This window comes from Nonomuraea terrae (assembly GCF_044465245.1).
GTDB lineage: Bacteria > Actinomycetota > Actinomycetes > Streptosporangiales > Streptosporangiaceae > Nonomuraea > Nonomuraea terrae.
The window spans coordinates 885667-906024 of the sequence record NZ_JBITLL010000002.1 but is presented as its reverse complement, the minus strand read 5'-3'; the positions used below and the strand labels follow the sequence as shown (position 1 = coordinate 906024).

Below are 20358 nucleotides of genomic sequence, written 5' to 3'. Positions count from 1 at the left end.
GAGTGCCTGATGTGCGTGCCGGAGGCGACGGCTGGGCTTCCGCGGGCCCGGGTGTGCGGGGCGGAGGTTCCGCGGGCTCTGTCACGCGCGGTCGGGGTTCCGTCGTCTCGGAGGCTGAGGGCCGCGGTGCGGGGAGGTCGCGGGGCGGGGGCTGCTGTGCGCGGGATCCAGGGGGTACGGGATCCGGAGCGGCGGGCGGGTCGCCGGGTGAGGGAGGGTCCGGGGATGACGTCACGGGGCCTCCTGTCAGGACGGGAAACCACATCACACACCGAAGCCGCGTACCTGTCGAGGACATCCGCCCATCTCAGAAGGCTTCGTCCGGCGACGTGAGCGGCGGCGGCAGCGGACGGGCGTGCACGACGTCGAGCCGGGAGACGGCCCGGGTGAGCGCCACGTACAGCCGGTGCAGCCCCCGCCGCTCCGCCGCCACGATGGCGGCCGGCTCCGCCACGACGACATGGTCGTACTCCAGCCCCTTCGACATGGAGGCGGGCAGTACGGTGAGCCGCCCGCCCACGTCCAGCCCCTCGTCCCACAGCGCGGACGTGAGCGTCTCCACGGCGGCGTCCGCCGCGATCACCCCGATCGACCCCTCGAACGCGAGCGCCGCACGCACCGCCGCCGCCACCCCCTTGTCCACGTCGGTCACCCGCCGCACCCGCAGCAGCCCGTCCGACCGGTACGAGCGCGTCGGCGGCACCCGTGCGCCGAGCGCCGGCAGCAGCGCGTTGGCCAGCTCCACCACGGCCGCCGGCACCCGGAAGCCGGTCGTGAGGGCGACGACCCGGCCGTCGGGCTTGCCGAGCAGCTCCAGATGCTCCGGCCACGACGTGGCGGCCCACGGCGTGGTGCCCTGCGCCAGGTCGCCGAGCACGGTGAGCGAGCCGTGCTCGCTGCGCCTGGCCACCGCCCGGCACTCCATGGCCGACAGGTCCTGGGCCTCGTCCACGATGACGTGGCCGTAGCCGCGGGGGCGTTCGAGGAGGCCGCCGACCTCGTCCAGCAGCACCAGGTCGGCGGCCGACCAGCGGGCGCTTGCGGGGCTTCGGGGCGGCCTGGACCAGGTGATCGCGGCGCGCTCGGCGTCCGTGAGGACACCGGCGGCCGCGACGGGGTCGCGCAGCACCTCGTAAAGGATCTCCTCGGGTCTGACGGCGGGCCAGACGGCGTCCAGTGCGGGGGTGACGGCGCGGCCGACCCCGCGCAGCCAGGCCGCGGTCGCCGTCCGGCCCCGGGCCTCCGCCTGGCGGCGGATCGCGGCCACCACGCGGGCCAGGACGCGTTCGCGGCCGACACCGTACGGCAGCGGCTCACGGCGGGTGTCGTCCACGATGCGGCGCAGCTCGTCCTCGTGCACCCGCCAACGGGTCGAGCCGTCCGGCACCACGACGGGCTCGGCGGGCCGCGAGATCCGGCCGTACAGGGCCTTGCGCAGCACCCGCGCCATCCGCGCGTCGTGTTTGACGACCGCCGCCTGCTCGGTGTCGGCGGCGGTGGCCGGGACGGTGGCGAGCAGCCGTTCCAGCGTCGTCTGCTCGACGTCCATCTCGCCGAGCGCGGGCAGCACCGCCGAGATGTAGCCGAGGAAGGCCGGGTTGGGGCCGAGCACGAGCACGCCGGAGCGTTCCAGGCGGCGGCGGTGGGCGTAGAGCAGGAACGCGGCCCGGTGCAGGCCCACCGCGGTCTTCCCGGTGCCCGGCCCGCCCTGCACGCAGATCGAGGTGTCGAGGTCGGCGCGGACGAGGTCGTCCTGCTCGGGCTGGATGGTGGCGACGATGTCGCGCATGGGGCCGACGCGGGGGCGTTCGATCTCGGCGGCCAGGATGTGGCCGCCGCCCTCCTCGCCCCGGTCCAGCCGCTCGTCCTCGAAGCCCGTCAGGGTGGTGCCGGACCAGCCGAAGCGCCGGCGCAGGGCGACGCCCTGGGGATCCCCGGCGCCGGCCCGGTAGAACGCCCGCGCGACCGGCGCCCGCCAGTCGACCACCACGGGCGGGCCGCCGTGCTCGCCGGTGATGTGCCGCCTGCCGATGTGGTACGCGCGGCCCTGGTGCTCGCCCGCGCCGAAGTCGAGCCGGCCGAAGAACGGCGGCCCGTCGGGCTCCTCGCTCAGCTCCTTGGCCAGGCTCTTGAGGTGGCGGCCCAGGCGCTCGGCGCTGTAGCGGTCGCCGGCCACGGTCTCGCCGACGATCACGTTCTCCCGCGCGCCCTCCAGTATCCGGCGCAGGCCGGCCCGGCAGCGTTCGACGTGCCGTCGCTCGTCGTCGAGCGTTCCCATCACCCCTCCAAACTGTTAACTCGGTTAATAGATTAACCAGGTTAACACTTTGCGGGGCGGGTCGTGGATGCCTCCGTTACTCGGTCGTCATCCGGGACGTGCCGGTCGGTTGGGTGTCGTCGGCGCCGGTCGTCATGTCCTGGGTGCCGATGACGGAGAGCAGCTCCAGCTGGGCGGCGCCGTTGCTGCCGGGCGGCGCGGTGAACCACAGCAGGCGCTGGCGCCCGTCCTCGCTGAACAGGCTGTGGCAGTCCACCTCGATGACGCCGAGGGCGGGGTGGACGATCCGCTTGTGGTCGGCCCGCCGCAGGGCCACGTCACGCGTCTCCCACAGGCTCGCGAACTCCTGGCTGCGCCGTCGCAGTGTGGAGACCATCCGGCTCACCTCTGGGTCCTTCCCCCGACGGGCGGCGACGGCGTGCAGGTCGGCGACCAAGACGCGCGAGTGGTGGTCGTGGTCCTCCACCGGGTACAGCGTGCGGGCGCCGGGGTCGGTGAACCAGCGGTGGACGAAGCCGGCCGCGGGGCCCCGTACCCCGGTTCGATGGCCGACGAGTGCGACGGCCGGAGGGTTCTGGGCGAGGGTCTCGTGCAGGTCGGTCATGATCTGGGCGGGGGTGGTGGAGAGCCGGTCCAGCAGGCTGAGCAGCGCCGGCTGGACGTGTGCGGTCGGGCCGTGCGCGGCCTGGGGGACCGGCCGGTCGGCGAGGTGGAACAGCTGGTCGCGTTCGTCGCCGTCCAGCCGCAGCGCCCGCGCGAGTGCGGCCAGCACCTGTGCCGAGGGCTGTACGCCGCGGCCCCGTTCCAGCTCGGTGTAGTAGTCCGCGGACAGCCCCGCCAGCTGGGCGACCTCCTCGCGCCGCAGTCCCGGCACCCGGCGTCTCGGACCGGTGGGCAGACCGACCTCGGCCGGACGGATCCTGTCACGCCGCGACCTCAGGTACGCGGCGAGTTCCGAGTGGTTCATCTCTCGATCGTCGCCGATGCCGAGGGGCCTGAGCCAGGGGACGTGAACCCCTGGGTCGGGGCAGCCGTGGCTGCCCCGTGAACAGCGGTGCACGCTGGATGTACAGGGGCGGGCCGGCTCGCGGCCCGGCTGCCGGCGAAGGTCTGCCGGACGTCACGGGCCTGAGCCGCGTCCCGCGACCAAGAAGGCGACACGTCAAGGAGAACCAGAGTGCCAACCATCGGTACCCGCCCACTCGGCGCGCACGGACCCCGGGTCTCGGTCATCGGCCTGGGCGCCATGGGCATGTCGGACCTGTACGGGCCGGCCGACGAGCAGGAGAGCATCGCGACCCTCCACGCCGCGATCGACGCGGGCGTCACGCTCGTCGACACCGGCGACTTCTACGGCTCCGGCCACAACGAGATGCTGATCGGCCGTGCCCTCAAGGACCGCCGCCGCGAGGACGTGGTGATCAGCGTGAAGTTCGGCACGCGGCGCACGCCGGACGGCGGCTTCCAGCCCGCGGCGGCCGATGTCTCGGCGGCCGCGGTGAAAGACCGGCTGGCGTACTCGCTGCGGCGTCTGGGAACCGACTACATCGATATCTACCGCCCCTCCCGGCTGAACCCGCAGATTCCGATCGAGGACACCGTCGGGGCGATGCTGGAGATGCAGCAAGCCGGATATATCCGGCACATCGGCCTCTCGGAGGTCGGGCCGGACACCCTTCGCCGCGCTGCCGCCGTGGCCCCGATCAGCGACCTGCAGATCGAGTACTCGCTTCTGTCGCGAGGCCCCGAGAGGGCCATCATCCCGACGCTGCGTGAGCTCGGCATCGGCCTGACCGCCTACGGAGTACTCTCCCGCGGCCTGCTCAGCGGTCACTGGGACCCCGACAGGAAGCTGAGCGGCGGCGACTTCCGGGCGCACAGCCCCCGCTTCCAGGACGGGAACCTCGAGGCCAACCTGCGCCTGGTCGGCGCGCTGACCCGGGTCGCCGAGCGCATCGGGGCGACGACCAGCCAGGTCGCCATCGCCTGGGTCGCGGCCCAGGGCGAGGGCATCGTCCCGCTGGTCGGCGCCCGCCGCCGCGACCGGTTGGCCGAATCCCTCGCCGCCGTGGACCTCACCCTCGACCAGGAGACACTCGCCGAGATCGAAGCGGCGGTGCCGGCGGATGCCGCGGCCGGGGAGCGCTACGCGGCCCAGCACCTGGCCATGCTCGACAGCGAGAAGTGAGACCCCGTGGCCGAGCGCCGAACGCCCGGCCCTGCCCCTGGGTCTCGCTCCGTCGAAGCCGGTCCGCAGTGCCGAAGGTCCATGTGCGGTTGCGCCGCCGCCTCGGTCGCGTGTTGACTCGGTAAAGAGATTGACCAGGTTAACGCGTTGCTAGGATGGAGCCCATGACGGGACTGCGGGAGCTGCAGCGGCGGCGGGTGCACGAGGCGATCTCGGCGGCGGCCATCGCGCTCTTCCTGGAGCGCGGCTTCGACGAGGTGCCGGTGACGGAGATCGCGGCGGCGGCCGGCGTCTCGAAGCCGACGCTGTTCAAGTACTTCCCGGCCAAGGAGGACCTCGTCCTGCACCGCATCGCCGATCACCGGGGCGAGGCGGCGCGGGTCGTGCGGGAGCGGGCGGCGGGGGAGCGCCCGCTGGAGGCGCTGCGCCGCCACTTCCTCGGCGGGCTCGCCCGGCGCGACCCCGTGACGGGCCTCAACGACGACCCCGAGGTGCTGGCCTTCCACCGGATGGTGTTCACCACGCCCGGCCTGCAGGCTCGACTGTTCCAGCACATCTCGCAGGACGAGCAGGCCCTCGCCGAGGCCCTCACGGGCGCCCTCGCGGATGCTCTCACGGAGCCGCCCGATGAGGCGGGCGACGAACTGGCCGCCGGGCTGCTGGCCGCACAGGTGCTGGCCGCGCAGCGGGTGCTGGCCAGGCGCAACTGGCGGATGCTGGCGCAGGGCCGCCCGATGGCGGAGGTCGAGCCGGAGGCGGTACGCGCGGCGGAGCGCGCGTTCTCCATGCTGGAAACCTCATTCTGAGAGCCCCCTTTTTCGGAAAAGGAACCCTTTTTTAGTGGGCTGAAGGCGGCTGCGGCTTTTTAGGCGATGGCCCGATTCCGCGTACGGCGAATATCACCGGCCAGGCGGAATCGGGCCAGGTCAGCGCGGTTTCCCTTGTTATCCTAGTGCCCTCTTCACGAATTGCAGAGTTATGCAATTTGGGACAAGTTGGCGTTCTCTTTACGCAGCAGAGGGAGTGATGGTGAAGGGACCTTTCACGCGCATCGCCGGTGACGGAGCCGACACGAAAGGAGACGCGGCGTGACGGCCGTGGTGTGGGGGCGGGTCCGCGCTCTGCTCCCGCGACGCGCCGACCTGGCCGCCATGGGCCGCCGCCCCCGTAACGACCTGCTCGCCGGGCTCACGGTGGCCGTCATCGCGCTGCCTCTGGCGCTCGGCTTCGGCATCTCCTCCGGCCTCGGCGCCGCCTCCGGCCTGGCCACGGCCGTCGTCGCCGGGTCGCTCGCCGCGCTCTTCGGCGGGTCGGCCCTGCAGGTGTCCGGCACCAGCGGCGCCATGACCGTCGTGCTCATGCCCATCGTCGGCACCCACGGCCCCGCCGGCGTGCTGACCGTCGGCCTGCTCGCCGGGCTGTTGCTCGTCGCGCTCGCCCTGGCCCGCGCCGGCCGCTACATGGCGCTCGTCCCCGCGCCCGTGGTGGCCGGGTTCACGGTCGGCATCGCGTGCGTGATCGGCCTGCAGCAGTTCCCCCACGCCCTCGGCGTCCGGCCCCACGACAGCGACCAGGTCCCGGTGATCGCCTGGCACGCCGTCGCCGACTTCCTCGCCGCGCCCCACTGGTGGGCCGCCGGCGTCACCCTCGCCGTGGCCGCGCTGCTGCTGGTGGGCGCGAGAATCCGGCCCGCCGTGCCGTTCTCGCTGCTCGCCGTGGCCGCCGCCACCCTCGTCGCGGAGCTGGCCGCGCTGCCCCTGACCAGGATCGGCCACCTGCCCCCCGGGCTGCCCGCGCCGTCGCTGGGCTTCTTCGACCTCGGCGCGATCCCGGCGCTCCTCGGCCCCGCCGTCGCCGTGGCCGCGCTCGCCGCGCTCGAGTCGCTGCTGTCGGCCGGCGTCGCCGACGGCATGTCCGGCCGCCACCGCCACGACCCCGACCGCGAGCTGTTCGGCCAGGGCGTGGCCAACCTCATCACCCCGCTGTTCGGCGGCATGGCCGGCACGGGCGCCATCGTCCGCACGGCGGTCAACGTCCGCTCCGGGGCCCAGTCCCGGCTGGCGGCGCTGTCGCACGCCCTCATCCTGGGCGGCATCGTCTACCTCGCCGCCGGGCTCGTCTCCCGCATCCCGCTCGCCGCGCTGGCCGGGGTGCTGCTGGCCACGGCGGTGCGGATGGTCGAGATCGGCGCGGTGCGCGCCATGATCCGCTCCACCCGGGGCGACGGCGCCGTCCTCGTGCTGACCGCCGTCGCCACCCTCATGCTCGACACCGTGCTCGCCGTCCTGCTCGGCCTCGTCGTGGCGGGCGCGCTCGCGCTGCGGGCCATCGCCCGTAACGTCCGCTTCGACCAGGAGCCGCTCCGGCACGACCTGCAACCCCAGCACACCGAGGACGAGCACGCCCTGCTCGCCGAGCACATCGTCACCTACCGGCTCGACGGCCCCCTGTTCTTCGCCGCCGCCCAGCGCTTCCTGCTGGAGCTGTCGGAGGTGACCGGGGTGTCCGTGGTCGTGCTGCGCATGCGCCGCGTCACCACGATCGACGCCAGCGGCGCACTCGTCCTCGGCGACGCCATCCAACGGCTCGAACGGCGCGGCATCGCCGTCTACGTCTCCGGCATCCCCGACGGCCACCACCAGCCGCTGGAGGCGCTCGGCGTGATCGCCCGGCTCGACCGTGCCGGCCGCGTGTTCGCCACCACCGACGAGGCCATCGCCGCCGCCCGCGAACGCCTGCACACCACCGGCGTCGTCCCCCGCCTGGTGAGCTGACACGTCGAGGGCGTCGATGAGCGTCGGGAGCATCGGGGGCTCAGCGTGTGGAGGCCTTGCGAGCGGTCAGGCGAGAGGGCGTGGGGCGGGGAGGCGGAGGCGGTCGACGGCCTCGCGGCGGGTGCGTTCCGGGCGGCGGTCGTAGCGGGCCGTGGTGGCCGGGCTGGAATGGCCCACCAGAGCCTGGGCCGTCGCCAGATCCACCCCCGCGTCCAGCAGTTCGCCGATGAACGTCCGGCGGAAGTCGTGCGCAGTACGCCGGGCCGCGCCCGCCGCCCCGAACCGGCGGGCCAGGATGTCGGCGATGCCCTGCCCGGTCAGCCCCACCGGCCGCCCGTCGCGCACGCGCACCCGTCCCGCCTTGCTGATCGGGCTGAACAGCGCGCCCGGCGCGTTTCCGCGGACCGCCAGCCAGCGTTCCACCAGCCCGATCGCGTCTGTGGTCAGGTAGACCAGGCGTTCCTTGTCGCGCTTGCCGCGCACCCGCAGCGAACGTGCCCCCGGGTCGTAGTCGGGCAGCTCCAGCCCGCCCAGCTCGGCGCGGCGGCAGCCGGTGGAGTACAGCACCGCGATCAGGGCCGCGTCGCGCACCCCGGCCGGCGAGTCGTCGCACGCCGCCAGTGCCGCCCCCACCACCTCGGGCGGCACGTGGTGTCCGGTCGGCAGGCGGCTCTGGCGCACGGGGGCCAGGTCGGCGGCGCGGGCGAAGTCCTCCGCGGTGGTCTGCCCGAGCCGCCACGCCTCCTTCAGCACCCGGCGCAGCGCGACCAGGTGCTTGTTGACGTACGCCGCCGACCACCCCTGGTCGGTGAGCATCGTGCGGATGCGCACGGTGTGCTCGTAACGCAGCAGGTGCCACGGCTGGCCCGCACCGGTGGCGTTCTCGTCGCCGGTGAGCAGCTTGGCCAGCCGGTCGAGGCAGCCGCGCATCGTCCGGCGCGACTCTGGGCTGGTCAGCGAGTCGAGATAGACGTGGTACGGGTCGCGCGCCGGCTCGACCGGCAGCAGCCCGGCAGCGGATCCGGCGGGGGACTCGGCGGCGGGTACGGCGGGCAGGCTCACCCAGCCGATCTTAGAACGGCCAGGCGGGCCCGCCCCAGGTGTGTCCGGTCAGAAGGGGCCGGTGAGTTCGCCGAGTTTGCTGGTGAGTTCGAGGTTGGCGGAGTAGTCGACCGGGACGGCGATCACCGACACCGCGTCGTCGGACAACGCCTTGCGCAGGGTCGGCAGGAGGTCGTCGGCCGCGGTGATCCGGTAGCCGCGGGCTCCGAAGCTTTCGGCCAGCTTGACGAAGTCGGGGTTGCCGAAGGCCACGTGGGAGCCGCGGCCCAGCTCCAGGTTCATCTTCCACTCGATCAGCCCGTACGCGCCGTCGACCCACACCAGCACCACGAACGGCACGTTCTCGCGTACGGCCGTCTCCAGCTCCTGCACGTTCATCAGGAAAGCCCCGTCGCCCGTCGCCGCGAGCACCCGCCGCCGCGGGAACGCCAGCTTGGCCGCCAGCGCGCCCGGCACCGCGAACCCCATCGACGACAGCCCGTTGGAGACCAGCATCGTGTTCGGCTCGTACGTCGGGTACATCCGGGCCATCCACATCTTCACCGCGCCCGTGTCGGCCAGCACGATGTCCTCGCGCCCCATCGCCTCGCGGATGTCGGCCACCACCCGGCGCGGCGACAGCGGGAAGCCGTCCTCCGAACGCCCCTGCTCCAGCTCCTCCTTGAGCATGCGGCGGATCCGCTCGCCGGTGCCGTTCAGCGAGAAACGCCGGTGCACGGCGTCGCCGAGCGCGTGCAGCGAGCGTGAGATGTCACCCTGCACGCCGACGTCCACGGGGTAGTGATCGTCCACCTCGGCGGGGAACCGGTGAATATGGATGATCTTCTTGTCGCGCAGCGGATTGATCTTGACCGGGTCGAACTCCTGCAGCTCGTACCCGACCGTGATGAGCACGTCGGCCTCGTCGAAGCCGAAGTTCACGTAGTCGTGCCGCATGAACCCGACCGCGCCGAGGGCGTGCCGGTGGTCGTCGGGGAAGACACCCTTGCCGTTGAACGTGGTGGCCACCGGCAGGCCGAGCCGCTCGGAGAAGCGGACGAGCGCGTCCGAGGCCCCGGCGCGGGTGGCGCCGTGACCGGCCAGCACGATCGGCCGGCGGGCGGTGGCCAGCACGTCGGCCGCACGGGCGATCTGGGAGGGGGAGGGGTCCTGCGGGCGTACGACGTTGACCGGGAGCGGGCGCAGGTCGGCGGGGAGCGGCGCCGACTCGACGTCCTCGGGGATGGCCAGGTAGACGGCGCCGGGGCGCTCGGTCTGCGCCGTCTTGAACGCCTTGCGGATCAGCTCGGGCAGCGCCTGCGCGGAGGGCGCCAGCTCCGACCACTTGGTGATCGGCCTGAACAGCGACACCAGGTCGACCACCTGGTGCGACTCCTTGTAGATGCGGTCGAGCCCGACCTGCGCCGTGATCGCCACCACCGGGGTGCTGTTGGTGGTGGCGTCGGCCACGCCGAGCTGCAGGTTGATGGCGCCGGGTCCGAGCGTGGCCGAGGCCACGCCCGCCTTGCCGGTGAGCCGGCCGTAGATCTCCGCCATGAACGCCGCGCCCTGCTCGTGGCGCACCAGGACGTAGCGGATGGGGGAGTCTCTGAGAGCGTCGACGAAATGGATGTTCTCCTCGCCCGGGATGCCGAAGACGTACTCGACGCCTTCGGCCTCCAGGGCCTGCACGATGAGCCGGGCCGCGACGGCCTGCGCTGACATGCGAAACGCCTTCTTCCATGAACGACTTCGTCCCGGACAGCAACCGGGACCCGCGGTTCATTCCAGGCGCGCCACCCCGTCGAGCAACCGGTCGACGTCCGAACGGTCGTTGTAGTGGACGAGGCCCGCCCGCACCGCGCCGCCGGTGTCGCGGATGCCCATCGCGCCGGTCAGCTCCCAGGCGTAGTTGTGGCCGTGCCAGACGTTGACGCCCCGCTTGGCCAGGTGCTCGGCGACCTGGTGCGGGGTGCGCCCGGCCACGTTGAAGTAGACGGTGGCGGTGCGCCGGGCGGGCTTGCCGTACGTCGTGACGTGCGGCATCGTCTCCAGCCCCTCGACGAGCACCGCGAACAGCGCCTGCTCGTACGCCTCCGCGGCGGCCATCGAGTTCAGCAGGCGCTCGCGGCGGTTGCCGGTGCCGGGCACCATGGCGGCCAGGTGGTCGACGGCGGCGGTGACCCCGTCGAGGTCGGCGAAGGGCGAGGTGCCCGTCTCGAACCGCTCCGGCACCGTGTCGGACGAGGGGGCCAGCTTGTCGGGCCGCAGCGTCTCCAGCAGCGCCGGGTCGGCGATGACCGCGCCGATGTGCGGGCCCGACCACTTGTAGGCGCTGGTGGCGTAGAAGTCGGCGCCGAGCGCGCGCATGTCGACCGGGCCGTGCGGGGTGGCGTGCACGCCGTCGACGTACACGAGCGCGCCGGCGGCGTGGGCGATCTCGGCGATGGCGGGCACGTCGGGGCGGGTACCGATGATGTTGCTGGCCGCCGTCACCGCGACCACCCTGGTGCGCTCGTTGACGAGGTCGGCGTACTGTTCGACCGGCAGCTCCCCGGTGACCGGATCGACCTCGGCCCAGCGCACGGTGGCGCCGGTCTGCGTCCACGGCCGGACGTTGGCGTCGTGGTCGAGCCGCGAGACCACGACCTCGTCACCGGGCCCGGCGATGGCCCGGGCCAGGCGGTAGGTGAGCGTGGTCATGTTGGGGCCGAGGATCACGCCGCCGGGCCGGCCGCCGACCAGGTCGGCGACCGCGGCGCGGCAGGCGGCCACGATCGCGTCGGAACGGTGGCTCGCCGGGAAGGCGCCTCCGACGTTGCCGAGGCCGGACCGGTAGGCGGTGGCGATGGCCTCGATCACCGATCGGGGGACCTGGGTGCCGGCGGCGCCGTCGAGATAGGCGTGACCGTCGGAGAGCGCAGGATACGTCGCGCGTACCTGCTTGATGGGGTATTGGGAGGGGAGCATGATGTATAGATTCTCCGCCAAGCCCAACCTCAATCGCGCCATTTCTTCTCCTCTGACTCTTTTTCACCGGAAGTCGTTCCTTGCAGTGATGGGCGGAGTCTGATTGGTTCGGTGCGGAGGTGTGACGGATGCCGCAGTTGACCGCTCTCGACGCGCAGTTCCTCCAGTTCGAGACCGACACGAACATCGCGAACATCGCGGGCCTCGCCATCGTCGACGGCGACCTCAACCGCGCCGACCTGCAGGCCCTGCTGGAGCGGCGGCTCCCGTACGTCCCCGCGCTGCGGCGCAGGCTCGCCCCGGTGCCGCTGGGGCTGGACCATCCGTACTGGGCGCAGGAGGACGACCTCGACCTCGACTACCACGTTCGAGAGATCGGCCTGCCGCCGCCCGGCGACGAGCGGCAGCTCGCCGAGCAGGTCTCGCGGCTGCACGCCCGGCGGCTCGACCGCGGCCGGCCGCTGTGGGAGATCTACCTGATCCACGGTCTGTCCGGCGGCCGCATGGGCCTGTACACGAAGATCCATCACGCGGCCGTGGACGGCGTGGGCGGCGCCGACGTGCTGGCCGCGCTGCTCGACCTCGGCCCCGAGCCCGCGGAGCCGCCTCCGTACGAGCCGGAGCACGACGCGCCGCCGCCAGGCCCGGCCGGGATGCTGGCCCGCGGGCTGGTCAGGCTGGCCGGCAACCCGGCGCACGCCCTCCGGTTCGCCGCCCAGGCGGTGCCCGTCCTGGACGAGATCCCGCTGCTGTCCCGGTTGCCCGGCGCCGGCGTGGTCTCCGGATTCGCCCGCCGTCTGGCCGGGCGCGGCCGGGCGCCCGGCCTGCCGACGCTGCCCGCGCCGAAAACGCCGTTCAGCGGGCCGGTGTCGCGGCACCGGCGTTTCGCGTTCGCGTCGCTGCCGCTGGAGGAGATCAAGGAGGTCCGCAAGGCGTTCGGCGTCACCGTCAACGACGTGGTCATGACCGTGTGCGCGGGCGCGCTGCGGACGTGGCTGGCCGCGCACGGCGGCGTGCCCCGCCGGCCGCTGGTGGCGGGGGTGCCGTTCTCGCTGCGGGACGCCGGCGTCGACGAGCCCGGCAACCAGGTGACGCTCATGACGGCGCCGCTCGCCGTGCACGTCGCCGACCCGGTCGCCCGGCTGCACCACGTACGGCACGCCATGCACCGGATCAAGGACCGGTTCTCGGTGGCGCCCGCGCGGTGGCTGCGGGAGTTCAGCGAGTCGATGCCGGCCGCGCTCATGGGGCTGGCCTCACGCTCCGCGTTCGGGCTGATCGGCCAGGCCTCGCCGCCGATCAACGTGATCGTCTCGAACGTGCCGGGCCCGCAGTTCCCCCTGTACGTGTGCGGCGCCCGGCTGCTCAGCCTCTATCCCGTCTCCGTCATCTCGGACGTGAGCGGCGGCGTCAACATCACGGCCTTCTCCTACGACGGCTCTCTCCACGTCGGCGTGCTCACCGACCGTGAGATGGTGCCCGACGCGTGGGAACTGGCCGGATATCTGCCCGGCTCCCTCGCCGAACTGCGCGCCGCGCAGGCCTCCCTTCCGCACTAGCGCGGCCCGCGCGGGCCCATGTTGTCGGATGCGTTGGGTAGCGTGATAAGGAGACGGTCCATCAGGTGCCCGTCACGTTCGCACGTCCTCACAACTCCAAGGTGCCCGTCGCCGCAGTCTTCCCGGTGCGATTCCGGGCTCCCGCGGGCTTCAAGGCCGCCGTCCGTCCAAAGCGAGCGAGGAGAGAGTTTTGTCCCAAGCAGCAGAGGTTCTCGAACTGGACGACAACGTCGCCGACGGCGGGACGCTCGGCGCCGACTCGGTGAAGGCGTACCTGAAGGAGATCGGCCGTGTCCCGCTGCTGACCGCCGAGCAGGAGATCGACCTGGCCAAGCGCATCGAGGCCGGGCTGTTCGCCAAGGAGCGGCTCGACACCGAGCCGGGGCTTCCCGACGACCTGCGCGCCGACCTGGAGTGGATCGCCGACGACGGCGAGCGGGCCAAGCGCCGCATGCTGGAGGCCAACCTGCGGCTGGTCGTCTCCATCGCCAAGCGCTACACCGGCCGCGGCATGCTCTTCCTCGACCTCATCCAGGAGGGCAACCTCGGCCTGATCCGGACGATCGAGAAGTTCGACTACCGGCTCGGCTACAAGTTCTCCACCTACGCCACGTGGTGGATCAAGCAGGCCATCACCCGGGCGATGGCCGACCAGGCCCGGACGATCCGCATCCCCGTCCACATGGTGGAGCTGATCAACAAGGTGGCGCGGGTGCAGCGCCGGCTGCAGAGCGAGCTCGGCCGCGAGCCCATGCCCGAGGAGATCGCCAAGGAGTGCGAGCTCGAGGTCGACCGCGTCATCGAGGTGCAGGGCTACGGCCGCGAGCCGATCTCCCTGCACACCCCGCTCGGTGACGAGGGCGACAGCGAGTTCGGCGACCTCATCGAGGACACCGAGGCCGTCTCCCCGGCCGACGCCGTCTCCTTCACTCTCCTGCAGCAGCAGCTGCGCGCCCTGCTCGGCCAGCTCTCCGACCGCGAGGCGGGCGTGATCAGCATGCGCTACGGCCTCAACGACGGCAAGCCGATGACCCTCGACGAGATCGGCCGCGTCTACGGCGTCACGCGTGAGCGCATCCGCCAGATCGAGGCCAAGACGATGTCCAAGCTGCGCCACCCCTCCCGCTCCCTGGCCCTGCGCGACTACCTGGGCTAGCGCGGGGCCGGCGCGTCCCGCCTGCCGGCCCTCGCCTCCGGCCGTCACGCGGACGGCTGTGCGTTCGAGGTCGCGGCCACGGCCCGCCCCGGCACGGGGGCGGCCCTGGTGGCCGCGTCGCCGCCGATGACGCTGACGATCTCCAGCACCGCTTCCTCAGCGCACGGCGTTGCGCGTGTGCAACTTGAGCCCCGCGCCCACAGGCGCGTGGCGGTGGCGTTGAAGCAGGAGATCAGCCCCGCTGACCCCGGCCGGTTGGTCACGCCTCACTCGGGCGCGTGTTGTGTCGTCGTTGGGATATGAGCATCACACAACCTTGGGGGGTCCTGGCGCCGGGCGGCGGTACGCGGGCGTGATGAGCGCCAACTGCCTGGCCGGAACGGCGCACACGCCCTCAGGACGGCGCATCGCGTCGTTCGCCGTGCCAGGCACGCGACAGCGGGCTCGACGTCGATCACGCGGGACGGCTCGTGGTCGACGACGTCCCGCGGGCTCCTCCGCACGCGGGCCGCAGTGCGCGGACAGCGCCTGCGCCCAGGAGAGGTGGCCAGGCCCTGCTCCAGACGGACGAGGTGGTCCACCGACAGGCCGGCCGGCGGCGCCGGCTCCTCGCGCCGTAACCCGGCGGCCCGCCGTGCCCCGCCGGCGAGCACTCCAACCGCGGCAGGGGCTGTACGGCCGAGCCGGCCACGCAGTGCCCTGCCCAGTTCTCTGGATCTGCCCCATGTACCGGTATGTGGCGCCATGACACTCGGGACACCTGGTACTGCTGGTCCATAGGTCACGCGGGGCACTGGCTGTCCGTCGGCGATACGACGAAGGTGGAGGCGTCATGTTCCGCCGACACCGGAACAAAGCAGGCCGTACAGAGCCCTAAAGGCATCAGCCACTGCCTCCGCAGGCATCTGTTGCATATGATCCATCCCTTGGCGGCGGAAGGAATGCCGCTGCCCGGCAGAAAGCGGCTGAGGAGAGCAGTTTTGCAGACGTCCCCCCACGAACAAGCTCCGCCGCACGGCATGGCCGCACGCGCGCTGGCCCCGGACCTGGCCCGTGGCGTCATGCTGCTGGCCATAGCCTTGGCGCACGCGCCGCTGTTCGTGGTCACGGCCAATCGCGGCTCCGCCGTGGCCAACGAGATCGCCGGCTTCTTCTACCAGCTCTTCGTCCACAACCACGCGCGGCCGATGTTCGCCTTCCTGTTCGGCTACGCGCTGGTGCAGCTGATGGACCGGGAGGTAAGGCGCGGCAACGACTGGGTGAGCATCCGCAAGCTGCAGCGCCGCCGGGGATGGTGGCTGGTCGCGATCGGCTTCGTCCACGTGGCGGTGCTGGTGCCGATCGACATCCTCGCGGTGTACGGCGTGGCCGCCGTACTGCTCGCCGGTCTGCTGCGGGCCAAGGACGCCATGCTCCTGTGGGCGGCGGGCATCAGCCTGGCGCTGTCCACTTTCGTCGTCGGATACCCCATGTGGCGGGCGATGTCACACCACGTCGCCGCCTACGCCGCGAGCTCCATCGCCGCCGGCGACAGGGACTTCGGGGAGATGTTCCTCTCCCGGATCCAGGACTGGCCCTACGGCGTGGTCGTGGGCGTCGTCTCGATCACTCCCGGGGTGATCATCGGCATGTGGGCGGCGCGGCGGCGCCTGCTGGACCAGCCCGCTCAGCACCGGAGGTTCCTGCTCCACGCCTCGGTGCTCACCACGGTCGTGTCCATCGCCGGTGGCGTTCCCGCCGCCCTCATCCAGGAAGGGGAGTGGACGGGGCCGTCGGACGCCGCGGTGTGGATCGCGGCCCTCGCGCAGGCGCTCACCGGATTCCTGGGCGGAATCGGCATGGCCGCGATCATGGCACTGATCGCGATCGTGGCCGTCCGGCGGCGCAAGCGCCTGACCACGGCCGTCGAAGCGCTTGGCCAGCGCTCACTGACGCTGTACCTCTTCCAGTCCGTCGCGTTCGTCGCGGTCTTCCATCCGTACGGGCTCGGGCTCCAGGACGAACTCGGGCTTACCGGCGCCCTGGGGGTGGCCGCGGCGACGTGGCTGGTCTCGCTGGTCATCGCCGATCTCATGCGGCGCGCCGGACACCGCGGCCCGGCGGAGATCCTGCTGCGCCGCCTCGCCTACCGTAGGTAGGCGGCCCGCCGCTGTCATGGTCGTAGCCGCGGTCGGCGAGGACGATGTCGGGGCGTTGCCGTGGGCGGCCGCTCGCCGCGCACCTTGGGGACGTGTCCGGGAGCGGGCGGGTGGTTCCGGGAGCCCTCCAGCACGGGATCGAGCGCGGCGGAGAAACTCGCCGACGAACTTCCCGGCTCCTGACTGCCGAATAATATTCGGCTGCTAAAGCACGACTTTTGGGGCGCTCGGCTGATATCCGTACAAATTGTCGCGTCTATTGTGGCGGTGGAGAAAGGCTGCGCAAACGAGGGATCAAGAGTGTCGCCTCAGGCCGTGGGGATCGGGTGCGGCTGACTTAGATTCCCCACTGTGAAACGCTCCCGTTCCAGCCTCGTCCACCAAGTGACGTACGCGATCAAGAATCCGCGGAAAATCCTCCCCCACCTGCGGCGGCTGGCCCGCGACACGTGGTTTCGGCTGCACACGCGCGACCACGTCTCCTACTACCGGGCCGTGATGAGGTCCGACACCGCGCGCGACCCCGAGGGCGCGGTCGGCTCGCACACCCACAAGCGGTGGCTCCAGCTGGGCAGGCTGCAGTTCGACTACCTCGTCGAGCACGGACTGAAGCCCGAGTGCCGGATGCTGGAGATCGGGTGCGGCAACCTGCGGGCGGGCCACCTGTTCATCGACTACCTGCACACCGGCAACTACTACGGCGTCGACATCTCGCCCGACATCCTCATGGCCGCCCAGGACACGCTGGTGCGGCACGGGCTGGGGGAGAAGCTGCCGTACCTCACGCCGGTGCGCGACATGCGCTTCGCGTTCCTGCCGAACGAGCACTTCGACGTGGTCCACGCGCACAGCGTCTTCTCCCACTCCCCGATCGAGGTGATCGAGGAGTGCTTCGCCCACGTCGGCAGGGTCATGAAGCCGGGCGCCTGGTTCGACTTCACCTTCGACCGCACCGAGGGCAAGGAGCACCAGGTGCTGCGCGAGGACTTCTACTACCGCGCCGAGACCCTGATCGCCCTGGCCGAGAAGTACGGCTTCCGCGCCACGTTCATGGACGACTGGGAGCCGCTGCACAAGCAGTCGAAGATCCGCCTCGTCAAGCCCTGACGAGCATCCCGATGAGGGCGGATATCCGGTTGCGGACGTTCCGGAGCGCTCCCTAGGGTGCCGGAACGTGAGAGACGTACGGTCGCTGCCCAAGGCCCATCTGCATGTCCACCTCGAGAGCACCGTACGGCCGCGGACCGTGCGCGACCTGGGCGGGGCCGCCGAGCCCGAACGGGTGTTCGCGACCTTCAGGGAGTTCGCCGACCAGCGGGCCCGGGTCAGGGAGCTGCTGCGCACGGCCGAGCACTTCCGCCGGGTCGCGGTGGAGTTCTGCGAGGACGAGGCCGCCCAGGGCACCCGCTACGCCGAGGTGACGTTCACCGCCGCCTCCCACGGCGAGCGCGTGGGCGATCCGGAGATGCCGCTGGCGGCGGTGCTCGACGGGCTGGCCGAGGGCCGGGAGCGCTACGGTGTCGAGTGCCGGGTGCTGCTCGACCACTCCAGGCGCCGGCCGGTGGAGCGGCTGTGGCGCACGTACGAGCTGGCCCGCCGGCACGAGCAGGTGATCGGCATCGGGCTGGCGGGCGACGAGAGCCACCCGCTGGCGCCGTTCGCGCGGGTGTGCGACGCGGCCAGGGACGCCGGGCTGCACCTCGTGCACCACGCGGGCGAGACGGCCGGGGCGGCCAGCGTCCGTGAGGCGCTCGACCTGGGGCACGCCGAGCGCCTCGGCCACGGGATCCGGGTGCTGGACGACCCGGAGCTGGTCGCCGAGGTGGGCGAGCGCGGCATCCCGCTGGAGGTCTGCCCCACCTCCAACGTCCTGCTCGGCCTCGTGCCCTCGCTGGCCGAGCACCCGTTGCCCCGGCTGCGGGCGGCCGGCCTGGCGGTGACGGTCAACACCGACGGCGAGACGGCGCTGGCCGACGAGTACGACCGGCTGCGGCAGACCCTCGGGTTCGACGACGCCGGCCTGGCCGAGCTGGCCCGCGCCTCGATCGAGGCGTCGTTCGCCCCCGACGACCTCAAGGCCCAGCTGCTGGCCGGCGTCGACGTCTGGCTACGCCCTGGCCACCTGGACGACCGCCGCCCCGAGCGGGCCGAGCACGACCTGCCCTGACACCGGGCGGCCGGTGAGCAGATCCGTCCCGCCGTCCAGCGGGACGGACGCGGACTCGTCCGCGCTGTGGTTGAGCAGGAAGACGTACTCGTGCGCGGCGTCCTCGCGCACCGAGCACTCCACGTGCGCCGGCACGCCCTCGAAGCGGGAGCGGACGCCCGCCCGCTCCACCGCGCCGGCCACCACGGCGTCGAGCGCCGCCTGCTCCAGCAGGGTCGCGACGTAGACGACGCGTCCGGCGCCGTACGGGTTCTCCACCACCGCGGCGCGCCCCGCCAGCAGCCCGTCGGCGTACGTGGCAAGCGCCTTGCCGGTCTCCAGGTGCAGGTCGTCGCGCCACCAGGTGGCCGTCGCGCGCCGCCCGTCGGCGAACTCCACGGCGAACACCTCGTGCGGCCTGGCCGGCCAGTACTCGTCGATCTTCGCCCCGATCAGCCGGCGGAACGCCCCGGGGTAGCCGCCGGGCCGCACCCGGTTGCAGTCGTCCACGACACCGGAGAAGAAGGACATGACCACCGTCCCGCCGTCGCGGGCGAACGCCTCGATCCGCGCCACACCCTCGTCGCCGATCAGGTACGCGTTCGGCACCACCAGCACCTGGTAACCGTCCAGCGGCGAGGTCGCGGAGACCACGTCCACCGGCAGGTGGCGCTCCCACAGCGGCGTGTAGTGCCGCATGACGGTGTCGGTGTAGCTGAAGTCGTTGCGCGGCAGCCCCGCCACCTCCTCCAGCCCCCACCAGCCGTCCCAGTCGAACAGGATCGCGACCTGCGCGCGCTGGGTCGTGCCGGCCACCGGCGCGAGCAGCTTCAGCTCCCGCCCGAGGTCGGTGACCTCCCGGTACGTCCGCGAGTCCGGCCCCGAGTGCGGCAACATCGCCGAGTGGAACCGTTCGTGGCCGCCGCGGCCGGCCCGCCACTGGAAGAACATCACCGAGTCGGCCGCCCGCGAGACCGCCTGCAGCGAGCCGAGCCTCATCCGCCCCGGCTCCTTGACGACGTTGAGCTTCCACTGGCTGACCGCGCTCGCCGCCTGCTCCATGAGCATCCACGGCTGCCCGCCCTTGAGCGAGCGGAACAGGTCGTAGTTGAACGCGGCCGACACGTGGGAGTCGGGCTCGGCCGGGTTCGGGTAGATGTCGAGCGCGGCGGCGTCCTCCTCCGGCGCCCACTTCCAGTAGTCGGCGTGACGGTAGAAGCGCATGAAGTTGGTCATGACCGGGATGTCGTCGCGGAAGGAGCGCACGATGTCGCGCTCGGCGAGGTAGCACTCCAGCAGCGCGTCGGAGGTGAAGCGCTTGAAGTCGAGCCGCCGGGCCGGGTTCATCCAGGTGCGCGGGATGTTCGGCACCTCGACCTGTTCCCAGTCGGTGTAGACCTGGCCCCAGAAACGGGTGGTCCACGCGTCGTTGAGCGCCTCCAGCGTGCCGTACCTGCGCTGGAGCCAGCGCCGGAAGTTCACCGAGGCGGCCTCGTTGTAGGCCGTCGGGCCGTACTCGTTGCTGATGTGCCACATCGCCAGCGCCGGGTGGAAGGAGTAGCGCTCGGCCAGCTTCGTGGTGATCCGGGCGGCGTGGTGGCGGTAGATCGGCGAGGACGGGTCGTAGTGCAGGCGGTTGCCGAAGCCGAACGGCTGCCCGTCCGCCATGATCGGGAAGACCTCGGGATGCAGGTGGGTGAGCCAGACGGGCGGCGCCGCCGTGGGGGTGGCCAGGTTGACGCTGACGCCGTGGTCGTGGAGGAGGTCCATGATCTCGTCCAGCCAGCCGAACTCGTACCGGCCGGGCTCCGGCTCCAGCGACGCCCATGCGAACACGCCCAGGCTGACGGTGTTGACGCCCGCCTCGCGCATGAGGCGCATGTCTTCCTGCCACACGGAACGGTCCCACTGCTCGGGGTTGTAGTCCCCGCCGAAGGCGAAACCGCCCACACGACGGCGGAATGCGTCCATACGTGTCATGTCACCTTCTCCTGCGTATTAAGCGAGAAACAGCATCAATGCCATCGGAAAGTTTCCGGACAATTTCCTGAAATATTACCGTGACATTGCCGATCGGTTACGCTAGGCTCCCGCCCGTAGCCCTGTCA

Annotated in this window: 13 protein-coding genes and 1 pseudogene; 8 read left to right on the top strand and 6 right to left on the bottom strand. The window is 71.9% G+C overall.

Annotated features, from left to right (window positions below):
* Nucleotides 1-307: 307 nt before the first annotated feature.
* A complete protein-coding gene (locus ACIBP6_RS10625; RefSeq protein WP_397050855.1) occupies nt 308-2278 on the bottom strand; it encodes a HelD family protein in 1971 nt (656 codons plus the stop codon).
* Between the two features lie 76 nt (nt 2279-2354).
* Nucleotides 2355-3245: a helix-turn-helix transcriptional regulator gene (locus tag ACIBP6_RS10620; RefSeq protein WP_397050853.1), complete on the bottom strand. Its 891-nt coding sequence runs from the start codon at nt 3243-3245 to the stop codon at nt 2355-2357.
* Nucleotides 3246-3455: 210 nt separating this feature from the next.
* Here ACIBP6_RS10620 and ACIBP6_RS10615 point away from each other — a divergent pair, with 210 nt between their 5' ends.
* From ACIBP6_RS10615 to ACIBP6_RS10605, 3 genes are all read left to right on the top strand, one after another.
* Nucleotides 3456-4466, top strand: coding sequence for an aldo/keto reductase (locus ACIBP6_RS10615; RefSeq protein WP_397050851.1), 1011 nt, complete (start codon nt 3456-3458; stop codon nt 4464-4466).
* Between the two features lie 164 nt (nt 4467-4630).
* Nucleotides 4631-5272 (top strand): TetR family transcriptional regulator, encoded by a 642-nt coding sequence (locus ACIBP6_RS10610; protein ID WP_397050850.1) that lies wholly within the window; start codon nt 4631-4633, stop codon nt 5270-5272.
* 345 nt (nt 5273-5617) lie between these two features.
* Entirely contained in the window at nt 5618-7240 is a 1623-nt protein-coding gene (locus ACIBP6_RS10605; protein WP_397051505.1) for a SulP family inorganic anion transporter, read from the top strand.
* Nucleotides 7241-7306: 66 nt separating this feature from the next.
* On the opposite strand, the gene ACIBP6_RS10600 is transcribed toward ACIBP6_RS10605, so the two are convergent.
* The 3 genes from ACIBP6_RS10600 to ACIBP6_RS10590 are packed head-to-tail and all read right to left on the bottom strand — an operon-like array spanning nt 7307 to nt 11251.
* A complete protein-coding gene (locus ACIBP6_RS10600; protein WP_397050848.1) occupies nt 7307-8302 on the bottom strand; it encodes a tyrosine-type recombinase/integrase in 996 nt (331 codons plus the stop codon).
* Nucleotides 8303-8350: 48 nt separating this feature from the next.
* Complete coding sequence (locus tag ACIBP6_RS10595) at nt 8351-10006, bottom strand: acetolactate synthase large subunit (RefSeq protein WP_397050847.1); 1656 nt, start codon at nt 10004-10006, stop codon at nt 8351-8353.
* Between the two features lie 57 nt (nt 10007-10063).
* The gene (locus tag ACIBP6_RS10590; protein ID WP_397050846.1) at nt 10064-11251 is read right to left on the bottom strand and encodes a cysteine desulfurase-like protein; all 1188 of its coding nucleotides are present in this window, start codon (nt 11249-11251) and stop codon (nt 10064-10066) included.
* Between the two features lie 128 nt (nt 11252-11379).
* On the opposite strand from ACIBP6_RS10590, the gene ACIBP6_RS10585 reads away from it, so the two are divergent.
* The 5 genes and pseudogenes from ACIBP6_RS10585 (at nt 11380) to add (ending at nt 18271) form a co-directional block, all read left to right on the top strand.
* Complete coding sequence (locus ACIBP6_RS10585) at nt 11380-12810, top strand: wax ester/triacylglycerol synthase family O-acyltransferase (RefSeq protein ID WP_397050845.1); 1431 nt, start codon at nt 11380-11382, stop codon at nt 12808-12810.
* Nucleotides 12811-13042: 232 nt separating this feature from the next.
* A pseudogene (locus ACIBP6_RS10580) lies at nt 13043-13966 on the top strand (RNA polymerase sigma factor); the annotation flags it as partial.
* 980 nt (nt 13967-14946) lie between these two features.
* Entirely contained in the window at nt 14947-16104 is a 1158-nt protein-coding gene (locus ACIBP6_RS10575) for a DUF418 domain-containing protein (RefSeq protein ID WP_397050844.1), read from the top strand.
* A 351-nt stretch (nt 16105-16455) separates the two neighbouring features.
* Nucleotides 16456-17211, top strand: coding sequence for a class I SAM-dependent DNA methyltransferase (locus ACIBP6_RS10570; RefSeq protein ID WP_132617703.1), 756 nt, complete (start codon nt 16456-16458; stop codon nt 17209-17211).
* 67 nt (nt 17212-17278) lie between these two features.
* Nucleotides 17279-18271: an adenosine deaminase gene (gene add, locus ACIBP6_RS10565; RefSeq protein WP_397050843.1), complete on the top strand. Its 993-nt coding sequence runs from the start codon at nt 17279-17281 to the stop codon at nt 18269-18271.
* Here the strand turns inward: add and ACIBP6_RS10560 are convergent.
* Nucleotides 18212-20221, bottom strand: a complete 2010-nt coding sequence (locus tag ACIBP6_RS10560; protein ID WP_397050842.1) for a beta-galactosidase — start codon at nt 20219-20221, stop codon at nt 18212-18214. The genes add and ACIBP6_RS10560 overlap by 60 nt on opposite strands.
* Nucleotides 20222-20358: the final 137 nt, after the last annotated feature.

Excerpts from the sequence above, each read along its gene's own strand:
- ACIBP6_RS10610 (WP_397050850.1), top strand. The coding sequence starts at position 4,631 with ATGACGGGACTGCGGGAGCTGCAGCGGCGGCGGGTGCACGAGGCGATC.
- ACIBP6_RS10560 (WP_397050842.1), bottom strand. The coding sequence starts at position 20,221 with ATGGACGCATTCCGCCGTCGTGTGGGCGGTTTCGCCTTCGGCGGGGAC.
- ACIBP6_RS10625 (WP_397050855.1), bottom strand. The coding sequence starts at position 2,278 with ATGGGAACGCTCGACGACGAGCGACGGCACGTCGAACGCTGCCGGGCC.
- ACIBP6_RS10585 (WP_397050845.1), top strand. The coding sequence starts at position 11,380 with ATGCCGCAGTTGACCGCTCTCGACGCGCAGTTCCTCCAGTTCGAGACC.
- ACIBP6_RS10620 (WP_397050853.1), bottom strand. The coding sequence starts at position 3,245 with ATGAACCACTCGGAACTCGCCGCGTACCTGAGGTCGCGGCGTGACAGG.
- ACIBP6_RS10590 (WP_397050846.1), bottom strand. The coding sequence starts at position 11,251 with ATGCTCCCCTCCCAATACCCCATCAAGCAGGTACGCGCGACGTATCCT.
- ACIBP6_RS10605 (WP_397051505.1), top strand. The coding sequence starts at position 5,618 with ATGGGCCGCCGCCCCCGTAACGACCTGCTCGCCGGGCTCACGGTGGCC.
- ACIBP6_RS10595 (WP_397050847.1), bottom strand. The coding sequence starts at position 10,006 with ATGTCAGCGCAGGCCGTCGCGGCCCGGCTCATCGTGCAGGCCCTGGAG.